The organism is Novosphingobium sp. FG90, assembly GCF_057808725.1.
Genome location: NZ_JBMDIO010000042.1, coordinates 1 through 20,008 on the forward strand (window position 1 = coordinate 1; position 20,008 = coordinate 20,008).

At 64.6% G+C, this 20,008-nt stretch carries 17 protein-coding genes and 1 pseudogene; 2 read left to right on the plus strand and 16 right to left on the minus strand.

Features of this window, described 5'->3' with window-relative positions; genetic code table 11:
• From ACODRZ_RS23375 to ACODRZ_RS23385, 3 genes are all read right to left on the minus strand, one after another.
• A partial coding sequence (locus tag ACODRZ_RS23375) for a Ku protein (protein WP_488972738.1) occupies positions 1–226 on the minus strand: 226 nt, incomplete at its 3' end.
• Positions 227–377: 151 nt separating this feature from the next.
• Positions 378–2,030, minus strand: a complete 1,653-nt coding sequence (locus ACODRZ_RS23380; RefSeq protein WP_488972739.1) for an FMN-binding glutamate synthase family protein — start codon at positions 2,028–2,030, stop codon at positions 378–380.
• Positions 2,027–3,736 (minus strand): thiamine pyrophosphate-dependent enzyme, encoded by a 1,710-nt coding sequence (locus tag ACODRZ_RS23385; RefSeq protein ID WP_488972740.1) that lies wholly within the window; start codon positions 3,734–3,736, stop codon positions 2,027–2,029. The genes ACODRZ_RS23380 and ACODRZ_RS23385 overlap by 4 nt, the downstream gene beginning before the upstream one ends.
• Before the next feature lie 135 nt (positions 3,737–3,871).
• On the opposite strand from ACODRZ_RS23385, the gene ACODRZ_RS23390 reads away from it, so the two are divergent.
• A complete protein-coding gene (locus ACODRZ_RS23390) occupies positions 3,872–5,068 on the plus strand; it encodes a DUF2252 family protein (protein WP_488972741.1) in 1,197 nt (398 codons plus the stop codon).
• Positions 5,069–5,416: 348 nt separating this feature from the next.
• On the opposite strand, the gene ACODRZ_RS23395 is transcribed toward ACODRZ_RS23390, so the two are convergent.
• The 13 genes and pseudogenes from ACODRZ_RS23395 to ectA all read right to left on the minus strand — a co-directional run bounded on the left by ACODRZ_RS23395 (position 5,417) and on the right by ectA (position 19,171).
• Positions 5,417–6,253, minus strand: a complete 837-nt coding sequence (locus ACODRZ_RS23395) for an outer membrane protein (RefSeq protein WP_488972742.1) — start codon at positions 6,251–6,253, stop codon at positions 5,417–5,419.
• Between the two features lie 135 nt (positions 6,254–6,388).
• Positions 6,389–6,484 (minus strand): annotated as a pseudogene (locus tag ACODRZ_RS23400) (hypothetical protein); the annotation flags it as partial.
• Between the two features lie 10 nt (positions 6,485–6,494).
• Entirely contained in the window at positions 6,495–8,216 is a 1,722-nt protein-coding gene (locus tag ACODRZ_RS23405; RefSeq protein WP_488972743.1) for an SLC13 family permease, read from the minus strand.
• Positions 8,213–9,787, minus strand: coding sequence for a DUF389 domain-containing protein (locus tag ACODRZ_RS23410; protein ID WP_488972744.1), 1,575 nt, complete (start codon positions 9,785–9,787; stop codon positions 8,213–8,215). Before ACODRZ_RS23410 ends, ACODRZ_RS23405 begins: the two co-directional genes overlap by 4 nt.
• Positions 9,788–9,835: 48 nt before the next feature.
• Positions 9,836–10,675, minus strand: a complete 840-nt coding sequence (locus ACODRZ_RS23415) for a hypothetical protein (RefSeq protein ID WP_488972745.1) — start codon at positions 10,673–10,675, stop codon at positions 9,836–9,838.
• Positions 10,668–11,936: a mechanosensitive ion channel family protein gene (locus tag ACODRZ_RS23420; protein WP_488972763.1), complete on the minus strand. Its 1,269-nt coding sequence runs from the start codon at positions 11,934–11,936 to the stop codon at positions 10,668–10,670. Before ACODRZ_RS23420 ends, ACODRZ_RS23415 begins: the two co-directional genes overlap by 8 nt.
• A gap of 59 nt (positions 11,937–11,995) precedes the next feature.
• On the minus strand, positions 11,996–13,279 hold the full coding sequence (locus tag ACODRZ_RS23425) for an MFS transporter (protein ID WP_488972746.1): 1,284 nt from the start codon (positions 13,277–13,279) through the stop codon (positions 11,996–11,998).
• Positions 13,276–14,511, minus strand: coding sequence for an MFS transporter (locus ACODRZ_RS23430; RefSeq protein WP_488972747.1), 1,236 nt, complete (start codon positions 14,509–14,511; stop codon positions 13,276–13,278). Before ACODRZ_RS23430 ends, ACODRZ_RS23425 begins: the two co-directional genes overlap by 4 nt.
• Positions 14,512–14,518: 7 nt before the next feature.
• Positions 14,519–15,961 carry an aspartate kinase gene (locus ACODRZ_RS23435; protein WP_488972748.1) on the minus strand — a complete coding sequence of 481 codons (1,443 nt, stop codon included), beginning with the start codon at positions 15,959–15,961 and terminating at the stop codon, positions 14,519–14,521.
• On the minus strand, positions 15,958–16,872 hold the full coding sequence (thpD, locus tag ACODRZ_RS23440; RefSeq protein ID WP_488972764.1) for an ectoine hydroxylase: 915 nt from the start codon (positions 16,870–16,872) through the stop codon (positions 15,958–15,960). The genes ACODRZ_RS23435 and thpD overlap by 4 nt, the downstream gene beginning before the upstream one ends.
• Before the next feature lie 18 nt (positions 16,873–16,890).
• Positions 16,891–17,295 (minus strand): ectoine synthase, encoded by a 405-nt coding sequence (locus tag ACODRZ_RS23445; protein WP_488972749.1) that lies wholly within the window; start codon positions 17,293–17,295, stop codon positions 16,891–16,893.
• 32 nt (positions 17,296–17,327) lie between these two features.
• Positions 17,328–18,647 (minus strand): diaminobutyrate--2-oxoglutarate transaminase, encoded by a 1,320-nt coding sequence (ectB, locus tag ACODRZ_RS23450; RefSeq protein WP_488972750.1) that lies wholly within the window; start codon positions 18,645–18,647, stop codon positions 17,328–17,330.
• A 17-nt stretch (positions 18,648–18,664) separates the two neighbouring features.
• Complete coding sequence (ectA, locus tag ACODRZ_RS23455; RefSeq protein ID WP_488972751.1) at positions 18,665–19,171, minus strand: diaminobutyrate acetyltransferase; 507 nt, start codon at positions 19,169–19,171, stop codon at positions 18,665–18,667.
• A 266-nt stretch (positions 19,172–19,437) separates the two neighbouring features.
• Here ectA and ACODRZ_RS23460 point away from each other — a divergent pair, with 266 nt between their 5' ends.
• Positions 19,438–19,893 carry a MarR family winged helix-turn-helix transcriptional regulator gene (locus ACODRZ_RS23460; RefSeq protein WP_488972752.1) on the plus strand — a complete coding sequence of 152 codons (456 nt, stop codon included), beginning with the start codon at positions 19,438–19,440 and terminating at the stop codon, positions 19,891–19,893.
• Positions 19,894–20,008: the final 115 nt, after the last annotated feature.

A 20,008-nucleotide genomic window follows, 5' to 3' on the forward strand; every position in this document is an offset into this window, starting at 1 on the left:
GCAGGACGTAGCTGCCCTTTGAGACCTCGAAGCCCTTGATGATCTCGTCGCGGTCGACCGGGCCGACGCCGGGCGCAACCTTCTCGTAGCGGATGCGTTTGCCGCTCGGCTCATGGATCTGATGGAAGGAAATCGCCGCGCCCGAACGGGTCGCCGGGTAGACCTCAATCGGGATCGAGACGAGCGCCAAGCGGATCTGGCCTTTCCAGTATGCGCGTGCGGGCATGGGCGGGTTCCTTCTTCGCAGGCACAAGCCGGGAGCGGGACAGGTGGTTCCCACTGGCCACGATGCACAACGCGCTCGACGGCCGTGCCAGAGACCGACCTGGAGCCGCGTTGGTTCAGTGGATGGCGGCAACACAAGCGCGATAGCTCAGTTACGACGCCATTCTGCGGAATGAATAAGGATCGGCCTGAGCCCACCACCGCGCTGTCCGCGCATCGCGCGCTCCCGAGAGCAGTTCGCCCGGCTCGACGAAGGGATAGAGTTCGTCCATCGATCGCATCTCCACCGCACTGATGCGCTGGCGCAGGCCGTCCGGCGTGAATTGGTCGGGCGTGTCGAGGCCACAGGCGACCACGATATCGTGCAGTGCATCCAGCGTGCTGCGCTGGAAACGGGCGACGCGCTGGGCCTTTTCCGGAATGACGAGCGCGCGTTGGCGTGCCGGTGACTGGGTGGCGACGCCGGTCGGGCAGGTATCCGTATGGCACCGCATCGACTGCACGCAACCGAGCGAGAACATGAAGGAGCGCGCGGCGTTGCACCAGTCCGCCCCCAACGCCGCATTCATGGCGATGCCTGCTCCCGAACTGACCTTGCCGGACGCGGCAAGCTTGACCCGGCCCTTGAGATTGGTGCCCACCAGCGCGTTGCGCGCAATGATGAGGCCTTCGCGTAGCGGCATGCCGACCCGGTCCGACAGTTCCGTCGGCGCGGCGCCCGTCCCACCCTCGGCTCCGTCGATGACCATGAAATCGAGCACGATGCCGGTTTCCAGCATCGCCTTCACCACGGCGAAGAGTTCGTGCGGATAACCGACGCACAGCTTGATCCCGACCGGCTTTCCGCCGGAAAGGTCACGCATCTTGCCTGCGAACTCCACCAGTTCGATCGGCGTGGAGAAAGCGCTGTGCCATGGCGGCGAAAGGCAATCCTTGCCTTCCGGCACATCGCGGGTCTGCGCGATCTCGCGCGTCACCTTGGGGCCGGGGAGCAGGCCCCCATGGCCCGGCTTTGCCCCTTGGCTGAGCTTGATCTCGGTCATCTTCACCGCATCATGCGCGGCCCGATCCGCGAAGCGCGCGCCGTCGAAACGGCCGTCCGCATCCCGGCAGCCGAAGTAGCCCGAGCCCACTTCCCAGACGATGTCACCGCCATGTTTGAGGTGGTACCGCGAGAGGCCGCCCTCGCCCGTGTCGTGGTAGAACCCGCCGATCTTCGCCCCGAGGTTTAGCGCCTCGATCGCGTTGGCGCCCAATGCTCCGAAGCTCATCGCGGAAATGTTGAGGCGCGCGGCCTCATAAGGCTGCGCGCATTGTTCGGAACCGACATGTACGCGGGTATCCCTGGGCGCGTTGCGTGAGGGCGCGATGCTGTGGGCCAGCCATTCGTACTCGTCGGAATAGACGTCGAGTTCCGTCCCGAACGGATGGGCGGAGACATCGCCCTTGGCCCGCGCATAGACGAGCGCGCGCTCGTCGTGACTGAACGGGCGGCCATCGAGATCGCTTTCGACGATGTACGCGCGCAGGAACGGGCGCAACCATTCGAACAGCCAGCGGAAGCGCGCCGACGCAGGATAATTGCGCCGCAGCGAATGCTTCGTCTGGAACAGGTCCACCAGCGAAAGCACCGACACGGGCAGGCTCAGCAGCAGGATCCACAGTGCGGCGGGATGATGGGTGCCGATGACGATCGCCGCTGCCGTCCCGGCCATTGCCGCCAGCAGAATGAGATTGCGCGACAGCGCATGGTCGCGGGTCAGCGCCGCGACGAGGCCGCTCACCCCACTGGCAGAGCCGCTCATGGCAGCAGGTTGCGGATCATTCCCGCAACGTCCCGGCCCCGTCCGCCGAGGACCGCCGTTGCAGAATAGAGCGCCATTCCGGCCACCTGCCCCGCTTCGATCTTGGGCGGCATGACCAGTTCGAACCTGTCGGTGACGACATCCAGCAACGCTGGACCCGGCGTCTCCAGCCACGCCTGGACCGCTGCCTCCAGATCCTGAGCCTTCTCCACCCGGCGACCCCACAAACCCATGGCCTCGGCGACCCGACCGAAATCGGGATTGAGGAGATCGGTATAGGTGTCCAGCAGCCCTTCGACCTTCTGCTCGATCTCCACGAAATCCAGCGCACTGTTGTTGAACACCGCGACCTTGATCGGCAGCTTTTCCTGTACTGCGGTGAGCAGATCGCCCAGCATCATGGCGAGGCCGCCGTCGCCCGACAGCGAGATCACGGTGCGGTCGGGGAACGCCGCCTTGGCGCCCAGCGCCTGCGGCATGGCGTTCGCCATCGTACCGTGGCTGAGGCTGATGACCGTGCGGTTGCTCCCGGTCGAAATGACGTGGCGCAGGCACCAGACCATCGGCGATCCCGCATCGGCGGTGTAGATCGCATCGGCGGGCGCGGCGCGGGCTATGACTTCGGCGAGGTACTGCGGATGGATCGCGCCGCCCTTGCCGACGGTCGCGTGCCTGCCTTGCCGTTCCTCCATCTTCTCCCGCCGCGAAAGGCAATCGTCGAGGAAGTCGCGGTCGGATCGCACGTCCACCCGCGGACGCAGCGCCATCAGGGTGGCGCCGACATCACCGACCACACCAAGGTCCACCGGATGACGCCGCCCAAGGTGCGTCCCGTCGAGATCGACCTGAATGATCGTCGCCTTGTGCGGATAGAACTGCCGCCACGCGAAATCGCACCCCAGCAGGAGCAGCGTGTCGCAGGACATCAGTGCGTGATAGCCAGCCTCTCCGCCGAAAATGCCCGTCATCCCGACGTCGAAGGGGTTGTCATGCTCCAGAAAGTCCTTCGCGCGGGAGGTGTGAGCAATCGGGGCCTGCAGCGCCTGCGCCAGTGCGACAACCTCGTCATGCGCGTCTTCGCACCCCAACCCGCCATAGATCGCGATCTTCGTTCCCTGACGCAGCAGTGCGGCGATCCGGTCCAGTTCGTCTTCGGCGGGCACCACGACCGGCCTTGCGCGATGAACCGTGAAGGCGGGCTCCTCCGGGGCTTTGGCGCTGGAAACGTCGGCGGGCACGATCAGCACCGCAACGCCGCGCCGGGCCAGAGCCGCCTGTGCAGCCATCGCGGTCTTGCGACGGGCCTGCGCTGGCGTGCGGATTTCCTCGCAGAAGACGCTGCAACTCTCGTAGACGGAACGGAAATCGACTTCCTGGGGAAAATCGAAGCCCAGTTCGTCTCGCACGATCTGGCTGGCAATGAGGACAACCGGCGCCCGGTTGCGGTGGGATTCGAACAGCCCGTTTATGAAATGGAGGCTGCCGGGACCGCACGACCCGGCACATAACGCAAGTTCGCCGGTCAGCAGCGCATCCGCACCGGCCGCGAAGCCACCCGCCTCTTCGTGCCGGACATGGAACCAGCGGATGTCGCTGGTGCGGATCGCGTCGGTCACATGGTTGAGCGTGTCTCCGGGCACTCCGTAGCAGCGGCGGGCACCTGCGGCCTGCAGCGTCTCCACGATCACCTGCGCCACTGTCGTCATGTCTGTTTCCCGTATGTGTCCTTGCAACACAGGCGAAAGTCGCGAGCGGGCGGCCTGTTCCGCGCCATTCCATGCCCTTTTCGCAACTTCACCTGCGCCCGGAACATGCGCGCGGTATTGCTCGTTCGTGTCTCCATGAAATTCGTCGTACCGGCAGATCGCATCGCCACCCTTCACGCCCGCCGCGACCTCAAGATGGCGCGTTCCGCCCACGCCTACGTCCGAGGCAACACCGCGCTGTTCTATCGCTGGCTTGCCGAGGAAGGCGGCGAGCGCATCGTGCCGCAGGGCCCGGCGGTCTGGATCTGCGGCGACTGCCACCTCGGCAACCTCGGCCCGATCTCCAACGGCGGCGGCAAGGTCGAGATACAGATCCGCGATCTGGATCAGGCGGTGATCGGCAATCCCGCGCACGACCTTATCCGGCTGGGGCTCTCGCTCGCCACCGCAGCGCGCGGGTCCGACCTTCCCGGCGTCGTCACCGCGCGCATGATGGAGGAGATGGTCGACGGCTACGAAGGCGCGTTCGCCGACCCGGACGGCGGAGAGAAGGCCGCAGGCGAGGAGCCGGACATCGTGCGGATAGTGCGCCGCCGCGCCCTCGGCAGGAAATGGCGGCATCTGGCGAAAGAGCGGCTCGACGACGTGGAGCCGAAGATCCCGCTGGGCCGCCGCTTCTGGCCGCTCACCCCTGAAGAGACGAGCGGCCTTCGGAACATCGTGACGCACCGGCCGGTAAGCCGCATGATCCTCTCGCTCGACAGCAAGGGCGAGGAGCGTGGACCGAAGATGGTGGACGCGGCCTACTGGATGAAGGGCTGCAGTTCGCTAGGACTGATGCGCTATGCGGCGATCGTCGCGCTGGAGGGCAAGGGCGAGGCCGACCACGCGCTGGTGGATGTCAAGGAAGCGGTCGCGCCCATTGCTCCGGTCGCTCGCGGCGCCGTCATGCCGGATGCCCCGGCCGAGCGAGTTCTGGCCGCTGCGCAGGCGCTGTCCCCCTATCTCGGCGAACGCATGGCGACAGCGCGAATCCACGAGCATTCGGTGTTCGTGCGTGAACTCATGCCGCAGGATCTCAAGATCGAGGTCGAGCAGTTCTCGCGCGGCGAGGCGCTGAAGGCGGCGCGCTACCTTGCCTTCGTCGTCGGCAAGGCACATGCACGGCAGATGGAGCCGGACACCCGACGTGACTGGGCTCGGACGCTGCAGAGTGGACGCTCCGCAAGCCTCGATGCACCGTCATGGCTGTGGCGTGCGGTCGTCGATCTCGCCGGGCGGCATGAGAAGGGCTACCTCGATCACTGCCGCGTACATGCTATGATTAAATAAATCCCACCGGCATATCGAGGGCATCCGACCCATTGCAAGCTCTCAACGGTAATATTTCGGTATCGAGTTGGGGTCGGACAGTTTTCCTTTCTCCGGAGGTCCCAGACTCGCCCATAGGGACCTCTGGCTTCAAAGCCCGGGCCGCGCTGAAGCCGGCTTTCACCGCGCCAAATTCTCGAGCGGAGACGCCAGACGTCCTGAGGGGAATACATTATGTGGAACCCGGGAGCACTGCGCCCCAAGCACAATACGCTGACACTGTTCCGCTGAGAATGCGTAGCGCGGCGACCAATGAGGGCAACTGCAAGGCGGTGCAGGATGTTCGCAGCTGCCCTCAGGTTAGCGCGATCAGAAGCGGAAGCTGCTGGTCACCATGACGCTCTGGGTGTCGAACTTGTCGCCACGATTGATGCTTGCTCCGCCCGAGGGGGTGATGCGGAAGGGATTGGTCGCAGGTGCGGTGCCCGCACCAACATCGACGCGGTAATCGTCGGCATTGTAACGGGTATAGAGGTAGCGCGCGCCGATCGAGAAGTTCTGCGCGACCTTGGCTTCTACACCGCCGCCGACGTTCCAGCCCCAGGCATCTTCCTTGCGGTTCACTTCGGTGAAGCTGTTCGCCCCGTTGCTGGTGGTGAAGCTGTTCTGCACCTTGGCGTAGGACAGGCCCCCAGTCACGTAGGGCATGATGCCGCTGCGGGTTGTCACGCCCAGTCGGGCGCGCAGGTTGCCGTTCCAGTCGATCTGGCGACGCATGGTGTAGTATGCGGGCGTCGTCGAGTATTCGCTCACCGCGTCGTCGATGTACGTCTTGCCTGCTTCGGCGACCACGCCTGCCACGATGCTGCCAAACTGGCGGTCGTAGCCGACATGGCCCATCCAGCTCAGTGCGTCCTTGTCGCCCCGGCAGCCGCTGGCCGGTGTCGAACCGCGCGCCGCGCCGCCGCACGTGCCTGGCGAGAAAGCGTTCGCGCCAGTGGTCGTCGTGACCGTGTCGTTGAAGCTGCCGTCGGCATTGGTGTCGAAGCGAAGATGCTCGTTGTTGTCGCTCTTCTGGAACGTGTAGCCGATCGAGCCGCCGACATACGGGCCGCTCCAATCGACCGCATCGCTATCCTGAGCGAATGCCGGCGCGGCAAGAGCGAGCGCCATTGCGCCCAAAGGCGCAAAGTACAGTGCCCTCATGAAATTCCTCCTTATCAGTCAGCCGGATCGGCCGCTTTCGGAAGGACAAACAGCGAGATGCCACCATTAGTTGCGTCGCCTTACCATGACGTTTTGTTGCCCGTGTGCCATTGTGCGCACAGCCGATGGCGCGCCTCAACCGAACGTGAATGCGTAGGCCTGAACTCCGGGGGCGAGGAACTCGATCGCAAAAGTCCGCTCAGTCGTGCCGCCCTGCATCCTGATCAACTGGCAGAACCGATCAGCCGTAAAGCAGCGTCAGCGAGATCGCCGCACAGGTCACTACCGCCAAGACCAGCGGCGCGCCCATCCGGGCGTAATCGCTAAAGCGGTAGCCCCCCGGTCCCATGACCAGGAGATTGTTCTGATGACCAATCGGGGTCAGGAAGTCTGATGACGCGCCGATAAGCACCGCCAGCAGAGCGGCATCGGGACTGACGTGGAGAAGATTGGTGGCATCGATCGCAAGCGGCCCCATGATGATTGCCGTCGCCACGTTGTTGAGGAAGATTGAAAGCACCAGGGTAACGGAGCAAAGCGCGGCCAGCACGACGACCAGCGGCAGTCCCGCCAGCGTCTCACCCAGCCACTGTGCGGCAATGGCGGCAGCGCCGCTGTTCTCGAAGCTTTGTCCCACCGGGATCATGGCCGCCAGTAGGACGATCACGCTCCAGTCGATCGAGCGATAGATTTCCTCAGGCGGCAGCAGCCGGAGCGCCGCTATCAGGACAGCGGCACCTGTGAAGGCCAGCGCCGGCGAGAGACCGAACCCGACGATGCAGGCGATCGCTGCTGCGAAAATCGCGAGAATACCGGCTGCGCGGCGGTGCGCCGTCGGGATCGGGTCGTGCCTATCAATCTCCAGCACTCGGGCACTGGCGCTGAAGGCACCAAGCTCCGCTTGCGAACCGCGGATATAGAGCTGGTCGCCGGCGTGTATACGCATGTCCACCAACTGCCGTCGTTCCCTGGCCACGCGGGGCCCTACCGCGACGACCTGCAGCCTCTGCTGGCTGCGGGTTCGCACTTCGTCGTAACCTAGGCCAATGAGCGGGGAGCCGTGCGCCACCGCGACGCGGACGGTGACAGCATCCGGCACATGATCTGCCGGGACATCGCTGGCGAGCCCTGCTGTGGCGGCTACAGACCACTGGTTCTTGCGCGACACGACCAAAAGGCGGTCGCGCGCCTGAAAGTGATCGATCCCGGCTATCGGCGCGATGTCTCTGAAGGTGGCGAGCATCCGTGCTCCGGCTGCCCTGAGGCGACTGCGTAGTTCGCCAGCCTCCAGACGTTCATCCAGAACTGACAGCTCGTACACCCGCCACGGAGGCTTCCCATCGTTCGAACTGCGGGTCCGCACCGGCAGCAGGCGCCATCCCACCACGCACAGGTAAGCAAGGCCGACGATCGTCACTGCGACCCCGACGGGTGTCATAGCAAAGAAACCGAAGGGCGTACCCAATCTCGCTTCCCGCACGGAAGACAGGATGAGGTTGGCCGGCGTCCCGATCAGCGTCGTCATCCCACCCAGGATTGTGGCAAACGCAAGCGGCATCAAGGTGGCAGCCGGCGATCGCCTGGCCGCACGCGCGATCTCGGTCGCGATCGGCATCGTGATGACCAGAGCGGCAATATTGTTCATGAAGGCCGACAGCATCGCGCCGACGACTAGAAGCCCCGCAAGGCGCATCGCGAACGGCTCATTGATTGGGATGATCCGGTTGGCGACGAGGCTCGCAGCGCCGCTGAGCTCGATCGCGCGCCCGACGACGAGCACCGCTGCAACCGCCATCACGGCAGGATCGGCAAATCCCGCAAAGGCGTCAGCCGGCGCGACGAGACCCGTCACCAAACATGCGATGAGCGCAAAAAAAGCGACCAGATCGTGCCGCACACGCTCGGACACGAACAGGACGAGCGCACCCAGCAGGATCAGGGCACTGACAAGGGCCGAGCTCAAGGCTTTTCCCCGCCTCCTTCGACTTCTTTCAGGGCGAACCGGCTTCCCGCGGCTGGAGCGGGCGCCGCTTCGACACCGTTCTCACGCAAAAGCGCGGCAATGCCGATCGCCCGGAGCTGGGCCAGCGTGAGAGACCGCGGCGCATCGGCGGGAAGTCCCGGAACAGCAAGAACACGCACATTCCAACGCTTGGCGGCCCATACAGTCACCAGAACGGCTTCGCGCGCGGGAAGGTCGAGTGCATCCTGCGAGCCAGCAAATCCGATCGACGGATATGCCATCTGCGGCGGGGTGAGCACCACGTCCCATCCATCCGCCTGGGTAGCAGCCCGGCGTTCCAGGGTGCGGTACGTGGCCAGCGTGGCTCCGGGAAACGGCATTGCGTTGGCCATCGCACGATGGTGATCGCGGTCAATCGTCACGGCATCGGACGCGATGCCAGCGGTCAGGGCGAGCATCTGCGAGAGGCTTGCAATGCGCTGGGTTTCGATAGCTGCGGCATCGCCCGCCTGCCGGATTTCCTCGCGCTGCGCCTCGATTGCACCAGCCCCAGCCTTGAGCAGGACCTGGTCCAAACGCAGCCTGATCGGCTGACCCAGTCTTGCGGTGAGATCGTCCTGCAAAGCTGCGGTACGCTTCATCCTGTCGCGCGGCGTTATGACGACGGCCCGAACCACCGCCGGCTGTGCGTCGAAGTCGATGTCGAGTTGAGTAACCCGAGCATCGGAACCGAAGCGTTCGGAGAGGAAGGACCGGGTCTGGTTCAGCGCCACCGCTTCGCCGGCAATCTGCTTGAGGGAGATGCCAAGCGGAATCGCCATTGCGACGAAAACGAAGAGCAGAACGAAGGTCTGCGTCCACGTCTGCTGACTGGAGGGGTGGTGGCCGAAACCATAGAACCGCGCCATGATCATCGCCGACAGAGCGATCGTGACGAAGTTCGTGACGAAAAGCGCAAAGGCGCCGCCCAGCACCGGCATGTTCCAGGTCGCAAGGCCAAAGCCGACCACGGCAAGCGGGGGCATCAACGCCGTTGCGATGGCGACACCGACGATCGTGTCCCCGCGCCCACGAATGATCGCGAACGTTCCGGCAAGCGCCGCGAAGAGCGCCACGGCGAGATCGAACAGGTTTGGTCGCGTGCGCGCGATGATCTCGCTGGTCGGCGCCTGGAGCGGCGACAGCGCAACGATCAGCGCCGTGAACAGCACCGCCGCGCTGGCACCGATCGCAAGTGCCGTCAGCGCCCGTCTCATCTCGCTGAAGTCGAACAGGGCAAGGCTGAAACCCAACCCAAGGATCGGGCTCATCAACGGGGAGATGAGCATGGCGCCGATCACCACCGCGGGAGAGGACAACAGGAGGCCAAGAACCGCGATGCCGGCCGACATCATCACCATGAAGGCGTAGCGAGGCGTCCAGCCACTATCTTCGACGATGCGCGCCATCACCGCTTCGTGATCGACACGCCCCACGACCGACCGGCGCCACCAGCGGTAAAGCGCTACATGCTCCAGCCTTTCCTGGATGCCGCCCTCGGGCGCCGGCGCTACCGATTGAGATGCCGTCATTCCTGCCCCGCCCCCGTAACCTTCAAATCGCCGATGGAATAAGCACCGTCATCGCGTGCGGTTGCAGGCACCGAGCGACGTTACGACCATGCGATAGTCGTTCAGCGCCTGCTCGTGCTTTTCACTGCTGCGCGATACGTTGGCGGCAGCCGGTGGATAGGCCGGAAGGAAACAAGCGAGGCTGTACCATGCCAGAGTGTCGCGCGGCGGCGGTGCGCCGGTTCCGGCAGCCACCTGCGAGAACGAGACGCCCCAACTCGGTGCCGATCCCGGCTGATGGCGCACGGTTATCACCGCGCTCCGCCCACCTTTGGTATCGAGGAAGATCTGTGTCTGCCCCTGCCCCGCAAGATTTCCGGGAACGAACATCAGTTCCCGCACCCGCGTGACCGGCGAAGGTGCCCCGGGTGCCACAAGTTCACGCAGAATCGAGCGCACGCGGGATTCCTGGGTTGGCGACCACGGCACCTGCGCGGTCGGATCGACGAGCCTGATGTCGCTGGACTTGTCCGGCACCCGCCAGGCGAAGAGCAGCACCTCTCGCCCGGAAAGTTCGGGACGGTCCTGCGGAAGATCGACGAGGTAACGTAGCGAAGAACCGATGCCCTGACGCCCGTAGATCAAGGCCTCGGTTTGGGCTTCCGCGTAGAAGCGATCGTGCAATGCGGTCGGATTGGGGACCTGAGTGGGGTCGAGGCGCGATATCGTCTGGACACGGGCCTTGATGACCATACCTGCGCGCTTGGAAAGTTCCACCAGGTCCGGATAACTCGGGCTGGCCGGTTGCCCCGAAGACTGCGCATGTGCGGGCGCCACCGAAATGAGCGCCGCTGCTCCCAGCGCTGCAAATGACCTGGAGCAGAGGGCCTTGATCGAAGAGTCAGGCATGGACTGGATCTTTCTGCTGGAACGCCGCTTCTGGCCGGCGGAGTGAAGGCACGTCAGAGCCATGCGTGACGAGGCCCATAAGATCCAGACCTGTCGGCCTTTGGAAAAGCCGCAGCCCGAATTCCGGCATGATCGCGATGAGATGGTCGAAGATGTCGGCCTGAATGTCCTCGTACCTCGCCCAGACGGTCGTGGATGCGAACGCATAGATCTGCAGGGGCAAGCCATGCTCGCCGGGTTCCAGTTGCCGGACCAGCATGGTCTTGTCCTTGGCCATGTCTGAACGGCTGCGCAGATAGGCGAGGACATAGGCGCGAAAGGTCCCGATGTTGGTGAGCTGGCGAGCATTGAGAACTTCGCTGGCGGCATGATGACGGTTCCAGTCTGACACCTCTCGCTGACGATCATCGAGATAACCCCGAAGCACGGCGAAGCGCGACAATCGTTCAAGGTCCTGGTCGCCAAGGAAGCACACACTGTTCTGATCGATCATCAGCGAACGCATGATCCGTCTCCCGCCGGACTCCGCCATACCGCGCCAGTTGCGGAAGCTTTCCGTGATCAGGCGGTGCGTGGGGATGGTGGTGATCGTCTTGTCGAAGTTTTGCACTTTCACGGTATGAAGCGCGATATCGATGACGTCGCCATTGGCGTCGAGTTTGGGCATCTCGATCCAGTCTCCCACCCGGATCATGTCGTTGGACGTGATCTGGACGGAAGCCACCAGCGACAGGATTGTGTCCTTGAAGACCAGCATGAGCACCGCCGCCATCGCGCCCAGCCCCGACAGCAGCAGCAAGGGAGATTGATCCATGAGCGCCGCGATCACCAGGATCGCGGTCGCGCCATAGACGAGCAGCTTGGCCACCTGGACATAGCCCTTGATCGGCCGGTTGCCCGCTTCCGGGCGACGCTGGTACTGCTCGTTGGCGAGTGTCAGTACACCGGTCAGTGCCAGGGCAAGGCTGACGATGATGATGGCTGCACAAATACTGTGGACGAGGCTGGGCAGTGCCATCGGCAGCCCCGACACAGTGCCGATACCGCCCTGTACAATCAGGGCGGGCAGGATGTTCGAAAGGCGCGAGACGATCGCACCAATGCGATCCGCGCCGACTTCGAACGGTGTGCGCCGGATCAACCGCATCATCCCGTTCAGCACAATCCGCCGGGCGATCCAGTTGGCGAGCCACGCTGAACCCGCAAGCACAAGAAGCCCCAGAACTGTACGCGCCCATGGTTCTTGTGCCCACGCCCCCATAAGTCGGGCAAGGGCAGCACTGGCATCGATCGGCAAGAGAAAGTCCCCCAAAGTTGTAATCAGGCGGCCCCCAGCGGCTTGCCGGCAGTCTCGTCGGTGAATCGCAATGCCACGAGGCCCACTACGCAGGCGGCGATCATCAAGTAGGCAGGCATTTGCGGGTTACCGGTCCGGTCTATCAACCAGGCGTTGATGGCCGGCGCAGTGCCACCGAACAGCGAGGTCGAGAGGTTGTAGGCGATCGCGAAGCCCGCAAAGCGCACCGGCGTCGGGAAGAATGCCGGGAACGTCGCCGAGACCGTCGCGAGTTGCGGAACATAGAGCATTCCCAGGAGCGCATAGCCGATGACCGCGTTCGCCGGTCCCGCATCCATCACATGATAGAGTGGCACTACCGCAAGCATGAGCCCGATCAGCGAGGCCATCCACATCGGCTTTCGACCGATGCGGTCGGAAAGTGCCCCTGCAAAAGGCAACAGCACCATCATGAACAGCATCCCCGCCAGCGGCACCGCAAGCGCAGCGTCGGTCGACAGCCCGAGGCGGCGTTCCAGATAGGTCGGCATGTAGCTGAGCAGCGTATAGTTCACGACATTGAGCGCGATCACGAGGCCACTCATCGCCAGCAGCGGGCGACGGTGACGGGTCAAAAGATCGCGCAAGGGGGTTGCGGCGGCGGGGTGCTCCTGTTGCTCCACCTCCCGGAAAAGCGGTGTCTCTTCCATGCGCGACCGCAGATAGACCCCAACAAATCCCAGTGGCCCGGCCAGCAGGAACGGCAGGCGCCATGCCCACTCGCGCATCGCGGCATCACCCAGCAACAGCGAGAAACCGAGCATCAGCATCGCGCCCGCGCAAAAGCCTGCCAGAGTGCCGACCTCAAGGAAACTGCCGTAGAACCCGCGCCTAGCGTCGGGGGCATATTCGGCCATGAAGATTGCCGCGCCGCCGTATTCGCCGCCGGTCGAGAAGCCCTGTATCATCCGCAGGACGACCAGCAGTGCGGGCGCCCACAGCCCGATCGTAGCGTAGGAGGGGATCAGCCCGACGGCCACAGTCGCGCCCGCCATCATCACGATCGTTATCCCCAGTACCACCTTGCGACCGTAGCGGTCACCCAATGGCCCCCAGAAGAACCCTCCGAGCGGGCGGATCAGGAAGGAGATCGCGAAAGTCGCCAGTGCAAAGAGTGTCGCTTCCGCCGTTTCCCCAGGGAAAAGCGCGGCGGAGATGTACGTCACCCCATAGGCATAGATGCCATAGTCGAACCACTCGGTCGCATTACCGATAGCCGAAGCGGCGATGGCACGATGAAGCACGGCGGGCGAAGTCGGTTCGGTCATGGCGTGGTGCTTTCGTCCGCCGCAACGGGATCGAGCGCGGCCGACATGGGCGTCGTGCGCGGAAGCACGACGTAGGTTTCCTGAAGGTGGGTGGGCACCGGCTCCGAACGGACCTGCCGCCACAATCCGAAGGCGAGTGCGGCCCCGGCACAAAGGCCGACGAAGAGAAACAGCCCGGCAGTCCCCAGCAGGGTCATCGCCAGAGCACCGAATGAAGGCCCGATCGCCGCGCCCAGCGAATAGAGCAGTACCAGCCCTCCGCTCGCCGCCACCCGCTGTTCCGCAGAGAGATGATCGTTGGTGTGAGCGACACACAAGGGGTACAGAGCGAAACTCAAGCCCCCGAACAGCGCACCGAAGGCCATCAATGGCACCGTGCCGCTCGTCAGGGCGATAGCGAGGCTGGCGACGAGCGTTCCGGCAAAGCCCATCACGATCACCTTTCGCCGATCCATCCGGTCGGACAGGCGGCCGAGCGGCCATTGCAGTGCGACGCCGCCCATGATGACCACACTCATGAACAATGCCGTCGCCGACAGGTCCAGCCCCGATCGCCGCGCATAGACCGCGCCCATCGCGTAGAATGCGCCGAGCATCACACCGGTCAGGAAGGCGCCGACGATGCCCAGCGGCGATACCGCGTAGAGTTCGCGAAACGCGAGCGACGCCGCCTCTCCCGGCGCGGGCGCGGCGATGCGGGTCAGTACCACCGGCACGGCGGCAAGCGAGATCAGGATCGAGCCTGCCAGCAGCGGCATCGTCGAGGCCCCGCCGCCGAGGTTCAACGTGAACTGCCCGATCGCCTGCCCGCCGTAGAGCGCGATCATGTATCCCGCGAGGACACTGCCCCGCCCTGCCCCTTCCGCCCGCTCGCCCAGCCAGCTTTCGAGGCAGACGTAGATACCCGCAAGGCATATGCCGTCGAGGAAGCGCAGCAGCCCCCAGAACAGCACGTCGCGGTGGATCGCGTAAGCCAGAGTGCTGGCACTCAGCACCGCGACGAAAGCGGCGAAGGCGCGGATGTGGCCGATGCGCCGCAGCAAGGCAGGCGCGCGCAGCGATCCGGCGACGAGCCCCGCGAAATAGGCGGTGCCGACAAGGCCGATCGCCAGCGTCCCGCTCCCCGCGCGCTCAAGACGCACGCTGACGAGCGTGTTCATGAACCCGCCGCCCGCCATCAGCATGAAGATGGCGAGCAGCAGGCTGCGCACAGGAAGGATGGCGTTCAGCATCAGCGTGTCAGGCGGCGACGCGGTCCTGCGCCGTCGCCGCGCCTTCGACGAGCGCCTTGTGCAGCACGCGCACGGCCGGATCGAAGTCCTCGACGCCGACGATGAACTGCACGTCCACGTTGCGGATCTGGTGCTGCATCGCGATCATGCCGATGCCCGCTTCCGCCAGCGCCATGAGCGCCCGCGGGACGAGGCCCGGCTCGTTCAGGTCGCTGCCGATCACCGAGACCATCGCCACCGGCTGCACCGTCACCGCCGCACCCGGCCACTTCGCCTCGATGTCCACAACGATCGCGGCCATCTGCGCCGTGTCGGTGCCAGACAGGTAATGGGTGATGGTATTAGCGTTCGAACTCTTGCTGACGATCCAAGCGCCGTGACGGGTCAGGGTGTCGAGGATCGCGGCGTCGTAGCCCTTCTCCCCTACCATGTCCTGCTCGAACACCTGAAGCGCCTGCACCGAGGACAGGCCGGTGACGATCTCCACGCGCGGGGCTTCGGAAACGTAGTCGCCACAGATCAGCGTGCCGCCGTCGTGCCGGTCGAAAGTGTTGCGCACCCTGAGCGGAATTCCGGACTGGCGCAGCCCTCGCCCGGCGCGCGGATGGATCGCCTCCATGCCGAGGTTGGCGAGCTGGTCGGCCACATCATAGTTGGTCCGCCCGATCTTGCGCGCCACCGTCTCCCCCACAAGACGCGGGTCGGCGCTGGAAAGGTGGAACTCCTTGTGGATGATCGCCTCGCGCGCCTCGGTCAGCACGGCGATGCGCGAGAACGTCATCTCCGAATACCCGCGCGCATAGCGGCGCACCATGCCGCCCTCGCACCCGGCGTAGCCGGTGACGATCGGCATCTGCGTGGCAAGGTCGATCGGCGCTAGCGCCTCCTCGATCCGCGCGTCGAGGCTGCGCATATCCTCGTGGTTCCACAAGGTGAGATCGACTAAGACCGCGTTCACGCCGCGGTCGCGCAGCATCAGCGCGGTGGAGTGCGCCGAATGCGCCTCGCCCAGACCCGCCAGCATCTCGCGCACGGTGGTCATCTGCTCCTTGAGGCAGAAGCGGCCATGCGCGCGCAGGCGGTCGAGGTCGTCGAGGCAGGTTTCCAGCGCGGCGATGCGCCTTGCCACGAAGGCGTCGGCTTCCTCACGGCTCTCCGCACGGGCGAACATCTCCGCATTGCGCGCCCACATCGCGCCCATGACGTCGGACAGCGCCGACCGCCAGCCGCCCGGAACCTCGTTGCGGATGAAGTGGGCGTGGACGCCCGGCTGGCCCGATTTCTTGTGCTCCAGCAGCAGGTCGGTCATCCCGGCATAGGCCGAGACGACGAAGATCCGGTTGTAGAGGTCCGCGCCTTCGCGCCCGGCGATCAGGACATTGTCGAACACGGTCGATGTGGCGGCCATCGAAGTGCCGCCGATCTTTTCCACGGAATGCGTTCCGTTCATGCGGGTACTCCTTCGAGGCTGCCCGAAACGGGCGTCACCGGCTTCACTTCGCGCGCGGCGATGAAGTCCGGGCGCGGGCTGGCGGCGGCGAAAGGCGCTTCCAGCCGGTTGCTCACCGCGTTGTAGACGAGGAAGGCGTTGGCGCGCGGGAACGGAGTGATGTTGCCGTTGGAACCGTGCATCGTGTTGCAGTCGAACACGATCACCGTACCGGGCTTGCCCGTCGGCGCGACGATGCCCTGCCGGTGGGCCAGTTCGGCCAGCGTGTCCTCGTCGGGCACGCCGTATTCCTGCTTCCGCAAGGATGCCTTGTAGTGATCGTCCGGCGTTTCGCCCACGCAAGCGATGAAGACGTGCTGCGATCCGGGGATCACCATCAACGGGCCGTTGTTGGGCGTGTTCTCCGCCAGCAGCACCGACATCGACAGCGCACGCATGCGCGGCATGCCATCCTCGGCGTGCCAGGTCTCGAAGTCGGAGTGCCAGTAGAACTCGCGGCCCTTGAACCCCGGCTTGTAGTTGAGGCGAGACTGGTGGACGTAGACCTCATCGTCGAGCAGGTAGCTGGCGACGCCCGCCAGCCTTTCGTCGGCGGCAAGGCGCGCCATCGTGTCACTCTGTTCGTGGATCTCGAAGATCGAGCGGATCTCGCGACTGCCGGGCTCGGCGATCACCGTTTCGTCCTTCAGGCCCTTGGGATCGCCGAGCAGGCGCCCGGTTTCCGACTGCAGCGCGGCCATCTCGGCTTCGGAAAATACATCCTCCAGCACGAAGTAGCCGTCGCGGTCGAACTGCGCGATCTGGTCTGCGGTCAGCGGCGCGCCCGGCTGCCAGGCGCGGCGTGCGACGGGTTCGCTGCGCGGGAACAGCTGCGGTTCCGCCGTGCGACGGGTGGGATAATGGTCCTGCATCAATTGCCCCCTTTCTCCTCAATCCGCGAGTGCGGGTTCACTGGTGTCGGCAGGATAGGCGCCGTTCTCGTCATGCACCTCGCGGCCCGTCACCGGTGGATTGAAGACGCAGGCGCAGACGATGTCCTGCGCCGGGCGCACGATGTGCCGGTCATTGGCGTTGAGCGCATACATCACGCCCGGCTTCAGTTCATGCGTCAGGCCGGTGCCGAGGTCTTCGATGGTGCCCTCGCCCTGCATCACCAGCACCGCTTCCAGATGGTTCTGGTAATGCATGTGCAGTTCCTCACCGGCGAACATCGTGGTGACGTGGAACGAGAAGCCCATCTGGTCATCCTTGAGCAGCAGGCGATCGGAGTGCCAGCCGTTGGATTCGACGTGACGGTCGGACTTGCGGATGTCGTTGAGATTGCGAACGATCATGTGTGTATTCCTTTGAATTTGGGGGAAAGCGTTCAGGCGGCCACGCCAATTTTCGGCAACGCCCGCTCGACCGGGGCGATCGCTGCGGCGACGGCCTCTTCCAGAATGTCGAGCCCGGCTTCGAGCACAGCATTTTCGATGGTCAGCGGGGCCAGTACCTTGACGATCTCGTCATGCGCGCCGCTGGTCTCGATGATCAGGCCCTCGTCGAAGCAGGCCGATGTGATCCGCGATGCGACCTCGCCGGTCCCAACATTGATGCCGCGCATCATGCCGCGACCACGAGTGGTCAGGCCGTGCCGCTCGGCCATGCGTTCAAGCCGCCGTTCGAGGATGCCGCCGCGCCGGGCAACTGCGTCGGCGAAAGCGGGGTCGGCCCAGAACTCGCGAAGGGAGGCGGTGGCGGTGACGAAGGCGTGGTTGTTGCCGCGGAACGTCCCGTTGTGCTCGCCGGGGCTCCAGACGTCGAGTTCGGGTCGCATCAGTGTCAGCGCGAAGGGTAGGCCCATGCCCGAAAGCGACTTCGCCAGCGTGACGATGTCGGGCGTGAAGCCCATGTTCTCGAAGCTGAAGAACCCGCCGGTGCGGCCGCAGCCCGCCTGGATGTCGTCAACGATCATCAGCGCGCCGTGCCTCTTCGCCAGCGCCGCGATGCGCTGCAGCCATTCGGGCCGCGCGGCATTGAGGCCGCCCTCGCCCTGCACCGTCTCGACGAGGAATGCTGCAGGCGCATCGAGGCCGCTGGAGGGATCGGAAAGCCGCTGTTCGAGCAGGTCGGCCGTGTCCACGTCGTCGCCGTAATAGCCGTCGAACGGCTCATGGCTGACGTGGCTGAGCGGCACCCCGGCTCCCCCGCGCTTTCCCGCATTACCAGTGCACGCAAGCGCGCCCAGCGTCATGCCGTGGAAGCCGTTGGTGAAGGCAACGATCAGTTCGCGGCCCGTGACCTTGCGCGCCAGCTTGATCGCGGCCTCCACCGCGTTGGTGCCGGTCGGCCCGGTGAACATCGCGCGATAGTCCAGCCCGCGCGGCTCCAGGATCACCTCCTCGAACGTGCGCAGGAAGGCGGCCTTGGCGTCGGTGTGCAGGTCAAGTGCGTGGGTCACGCCATCGCTGGCGATGTAGTCCATCAGCGCCGCCTTGAGCACCGGATGATTGTGGCCGTAGTTCAGCGAGGAGCAGCCCGACAGGAAATCGAGATAGCGTCCGCCCTCGTTGTCGTGCAGCCAGGGCCCCTGCGCCTTGCCGAACTGGCGCGGCATCGCGCGCGAATAGCTGCGAACCCTGGACTCGCGGCGGTCATAGATCTTCGTATCCGGCGCCGTGGCGCTCGGCATGGGTATCTTGGTCATTTCGGGAGTTCCCCTGTTCAGGTATGGACGGACGGCAGCGGCGTGATGCTCGCCTGCCATTCCGTGTCGTGTGCCCCCGCGAAGTGCGCGGCGCGCTCGAAGCGCTCGGATTTCGAGAGGCTGGCGCCATGGCGGCGCGCGAAGGCGCCGAACAGCGCCCAGGAGGCCGGATTAGCCTCGGTAATCGTGGTGGTCAGCGTCGTCGCGCCCTGCACCGCAGGCAGAGAGACCAGTTCGTCGAGCATGCGCCCGCCAAGGCCTTCGCCCCGGGCCGAAGCGGCGACAGCGACCTGCCACACAAAGATGCGCTCCGGGCGCGATGGCGGGCGATAGGCGGAAATCCAGCCGATGACCTCGCCGCTGCGCTCCGCGAGCACGCAAGTATCCGCAAAATCGCTGCACTGTAGCAAGTTGCAATAGGCCGAGTTGGGATCGAGCGGCGGGGAAGCCGCGATCAGCGCGGTGACGGCAGGACCGTCTTCGGCAGTGGGCCGGCGCAGGACCGGTGGGGTCGTGTCGTTCATGGGACTAGAGCCCTCGGGATGCGTCCCGAAGGCGGCTTTACTCACGGCTTCATCAAATATTACTTCACCCTCCGAAGCACATTCGCGTGCTTGGCAATTGCCTCATTGTAACTGCTGCTGCGCGATAACATACGGATCGCGCGAATCATTGCAACCGCAAGACGCTGGATAAGTTCCGATCGTGAAGGTCTTTGAAACGCAATATTTCGGATTTGGAAGCATTTTGCAGCTTGGCGCAAACCCGCAGGAAAGCTAGCTGTCACGGCATGGACAGCGACCTCACTCCGGCAGCACTTTCAGCCCTGAGAAAAATTCTCGACGCGGCGGATCTGGAGAACCGAAAAATGGCCGCAGCGACCGGGCTGACATCGTCGCAGGCGCTGGTGTTGCGGCAGATCGGCTCCGGGCAAGGGATGACCCCCAGCGCCGTTGCCGCCGCGCTTCGGTTCGGACAAGCGACGATAACCAACATCGTCGACAAGCTGGTCGCAGCCGGCCTCGTCACCCGAACCCGCAGCGACAACGACAAACGCCACATCCTTGTCCAGCTGACCGAGGAAGGCGTTCAGCGGCTCAGCGACCTCCCGTTCCCGTTGCAGATGCGTTTTGGTCGAGGTTTCGACGAGTTGCCGCGATGGGAACAGGCGATGATCCTTGCCACGCTCGAACGGATCGGGGCGCTGATTTCTGGCGATGAAGCTGCGAGTGAGAATACAGCCTGAACGACCCTTTCCGGCCGTTCAACTGCAAAATTTCCGTTCCCGGTTGCGGACGTTCAGCTTTTCCAACCCAAACACCTTTCGTTGGCCGAATTTATCTCGAGACCCATCGAAGGAC

Excerpts from the sequence above, each read along its gene's own strand:
- ACODRZ_RS23380 (WP_488972739.1), bottom strand. The coding sequence starts at position 2,030 with ATGAGCGGCTCTGCCAGTGGGGTGAGCGGCCTCGTCGCGGCGCTGACC.
- ACODRZ_RS23385 (WP_488972740.1), bottom strand. The coding sequence starts at position 3,736 with ATGACGACAGTGGCGCAGGTGATCGTGGAGACGCTGCAGGCCGCAGGT.
- ACODRZ_RS23390 (WP_488972741.1), top strand. The coding sequence starts at position 3,872 with ATGAAATTCGTCGTACCGGCAGATCGCATCGCCACCCTTCACGCCCGC.
- ACODRZ_RS23395 (WP_488972742.1), bottom strand. The coding sequence starts at position 6,253 with ATGAGGGCACTGTACTTTGCGCCTTTGGGCGCAATGGCGCTCGCTCTT.
- ACODRZ_RS23410 (WP_488972744.1), bottom strand. The coding sequence starts at position 9,787 with ATGACGGCATCTCAATCGGTAGCGCCGGCGCCCGAGGGCGGCATCCAG.
- ACODRZ_RS23415 (WP_488972745.1), bottom strand. The coding sequence starts at position 10,675 with ATGCCTGACTCTTCGATCAAGGCCCTCTGCTCCAGGTCATTTGCAGCG.
- ACODRZ_RS23420 (WP_488972763.1), bottom strand. The coding sequence starts at position 11,936 with ATGGGGGCGTGGGCACAAGAACCATGGGCGCGTACAGTTCTGGGGCTT.
- ACODRZ_RS23425 (WP_488972746.1), bottom strand. The coding sequence starts at position 13,279 with ATGACCGAACCGACTTCGCCCGCCGTGCTTCATCGTGCCATCGCCGCT.
- ACODRZ_RS23430 (WP_488972747.1), bottom strand. The coding sequence starts at position 14,511 with ATGCTGAACGCCATCCTTCCTGTGCGCAGCCTGCTGCTCGCCATCTTC.
- ACODRZ_RS23435 (WP_488972748.1), bottom strand. The coding sequence starts at position 15,961 with ATGAACGGAACGCATTCCGTGGAAAAGATCGGCGGCACTTCGATGGCC.
- thpD (WP_488972764.1), bottom strand. The coding sequence starts at position 16,872 with ATGCAGGACCATTATCCCACCCGTCGCACGGCGGAACCGCAGCTGTTC.
- ACODRZ_RS23445 (WP_488972749.1), bottom strand. The coding sequence starts at position 17,295 with ATGATCGTTCGCAATCTCAACGACATCCGCAAGTCCGACCGTCACGTC.
- ectB (WP_488972750.1), bottom strand. The coding sequence starts at position 18,647 with ATGACCAAGATACCCATGCCGAGCGCCACGGCGCCGGATACGAAGATC.
- ectA (WP_488972751.1), bottom strand. The coding sequence starts at position 19,171 with ATGAACGACACGACCCCACCGGTCCTGCGCCGGCCCACTGCCGAAGAC.
- ACODRZ_RS23460 (WP_488972752.1), top strand. The coding sequence starts at position 19,438 with ATGGACAGCGACCTCACTCCGGCAGCACTTTCAGCCCTGAGAAAAATT.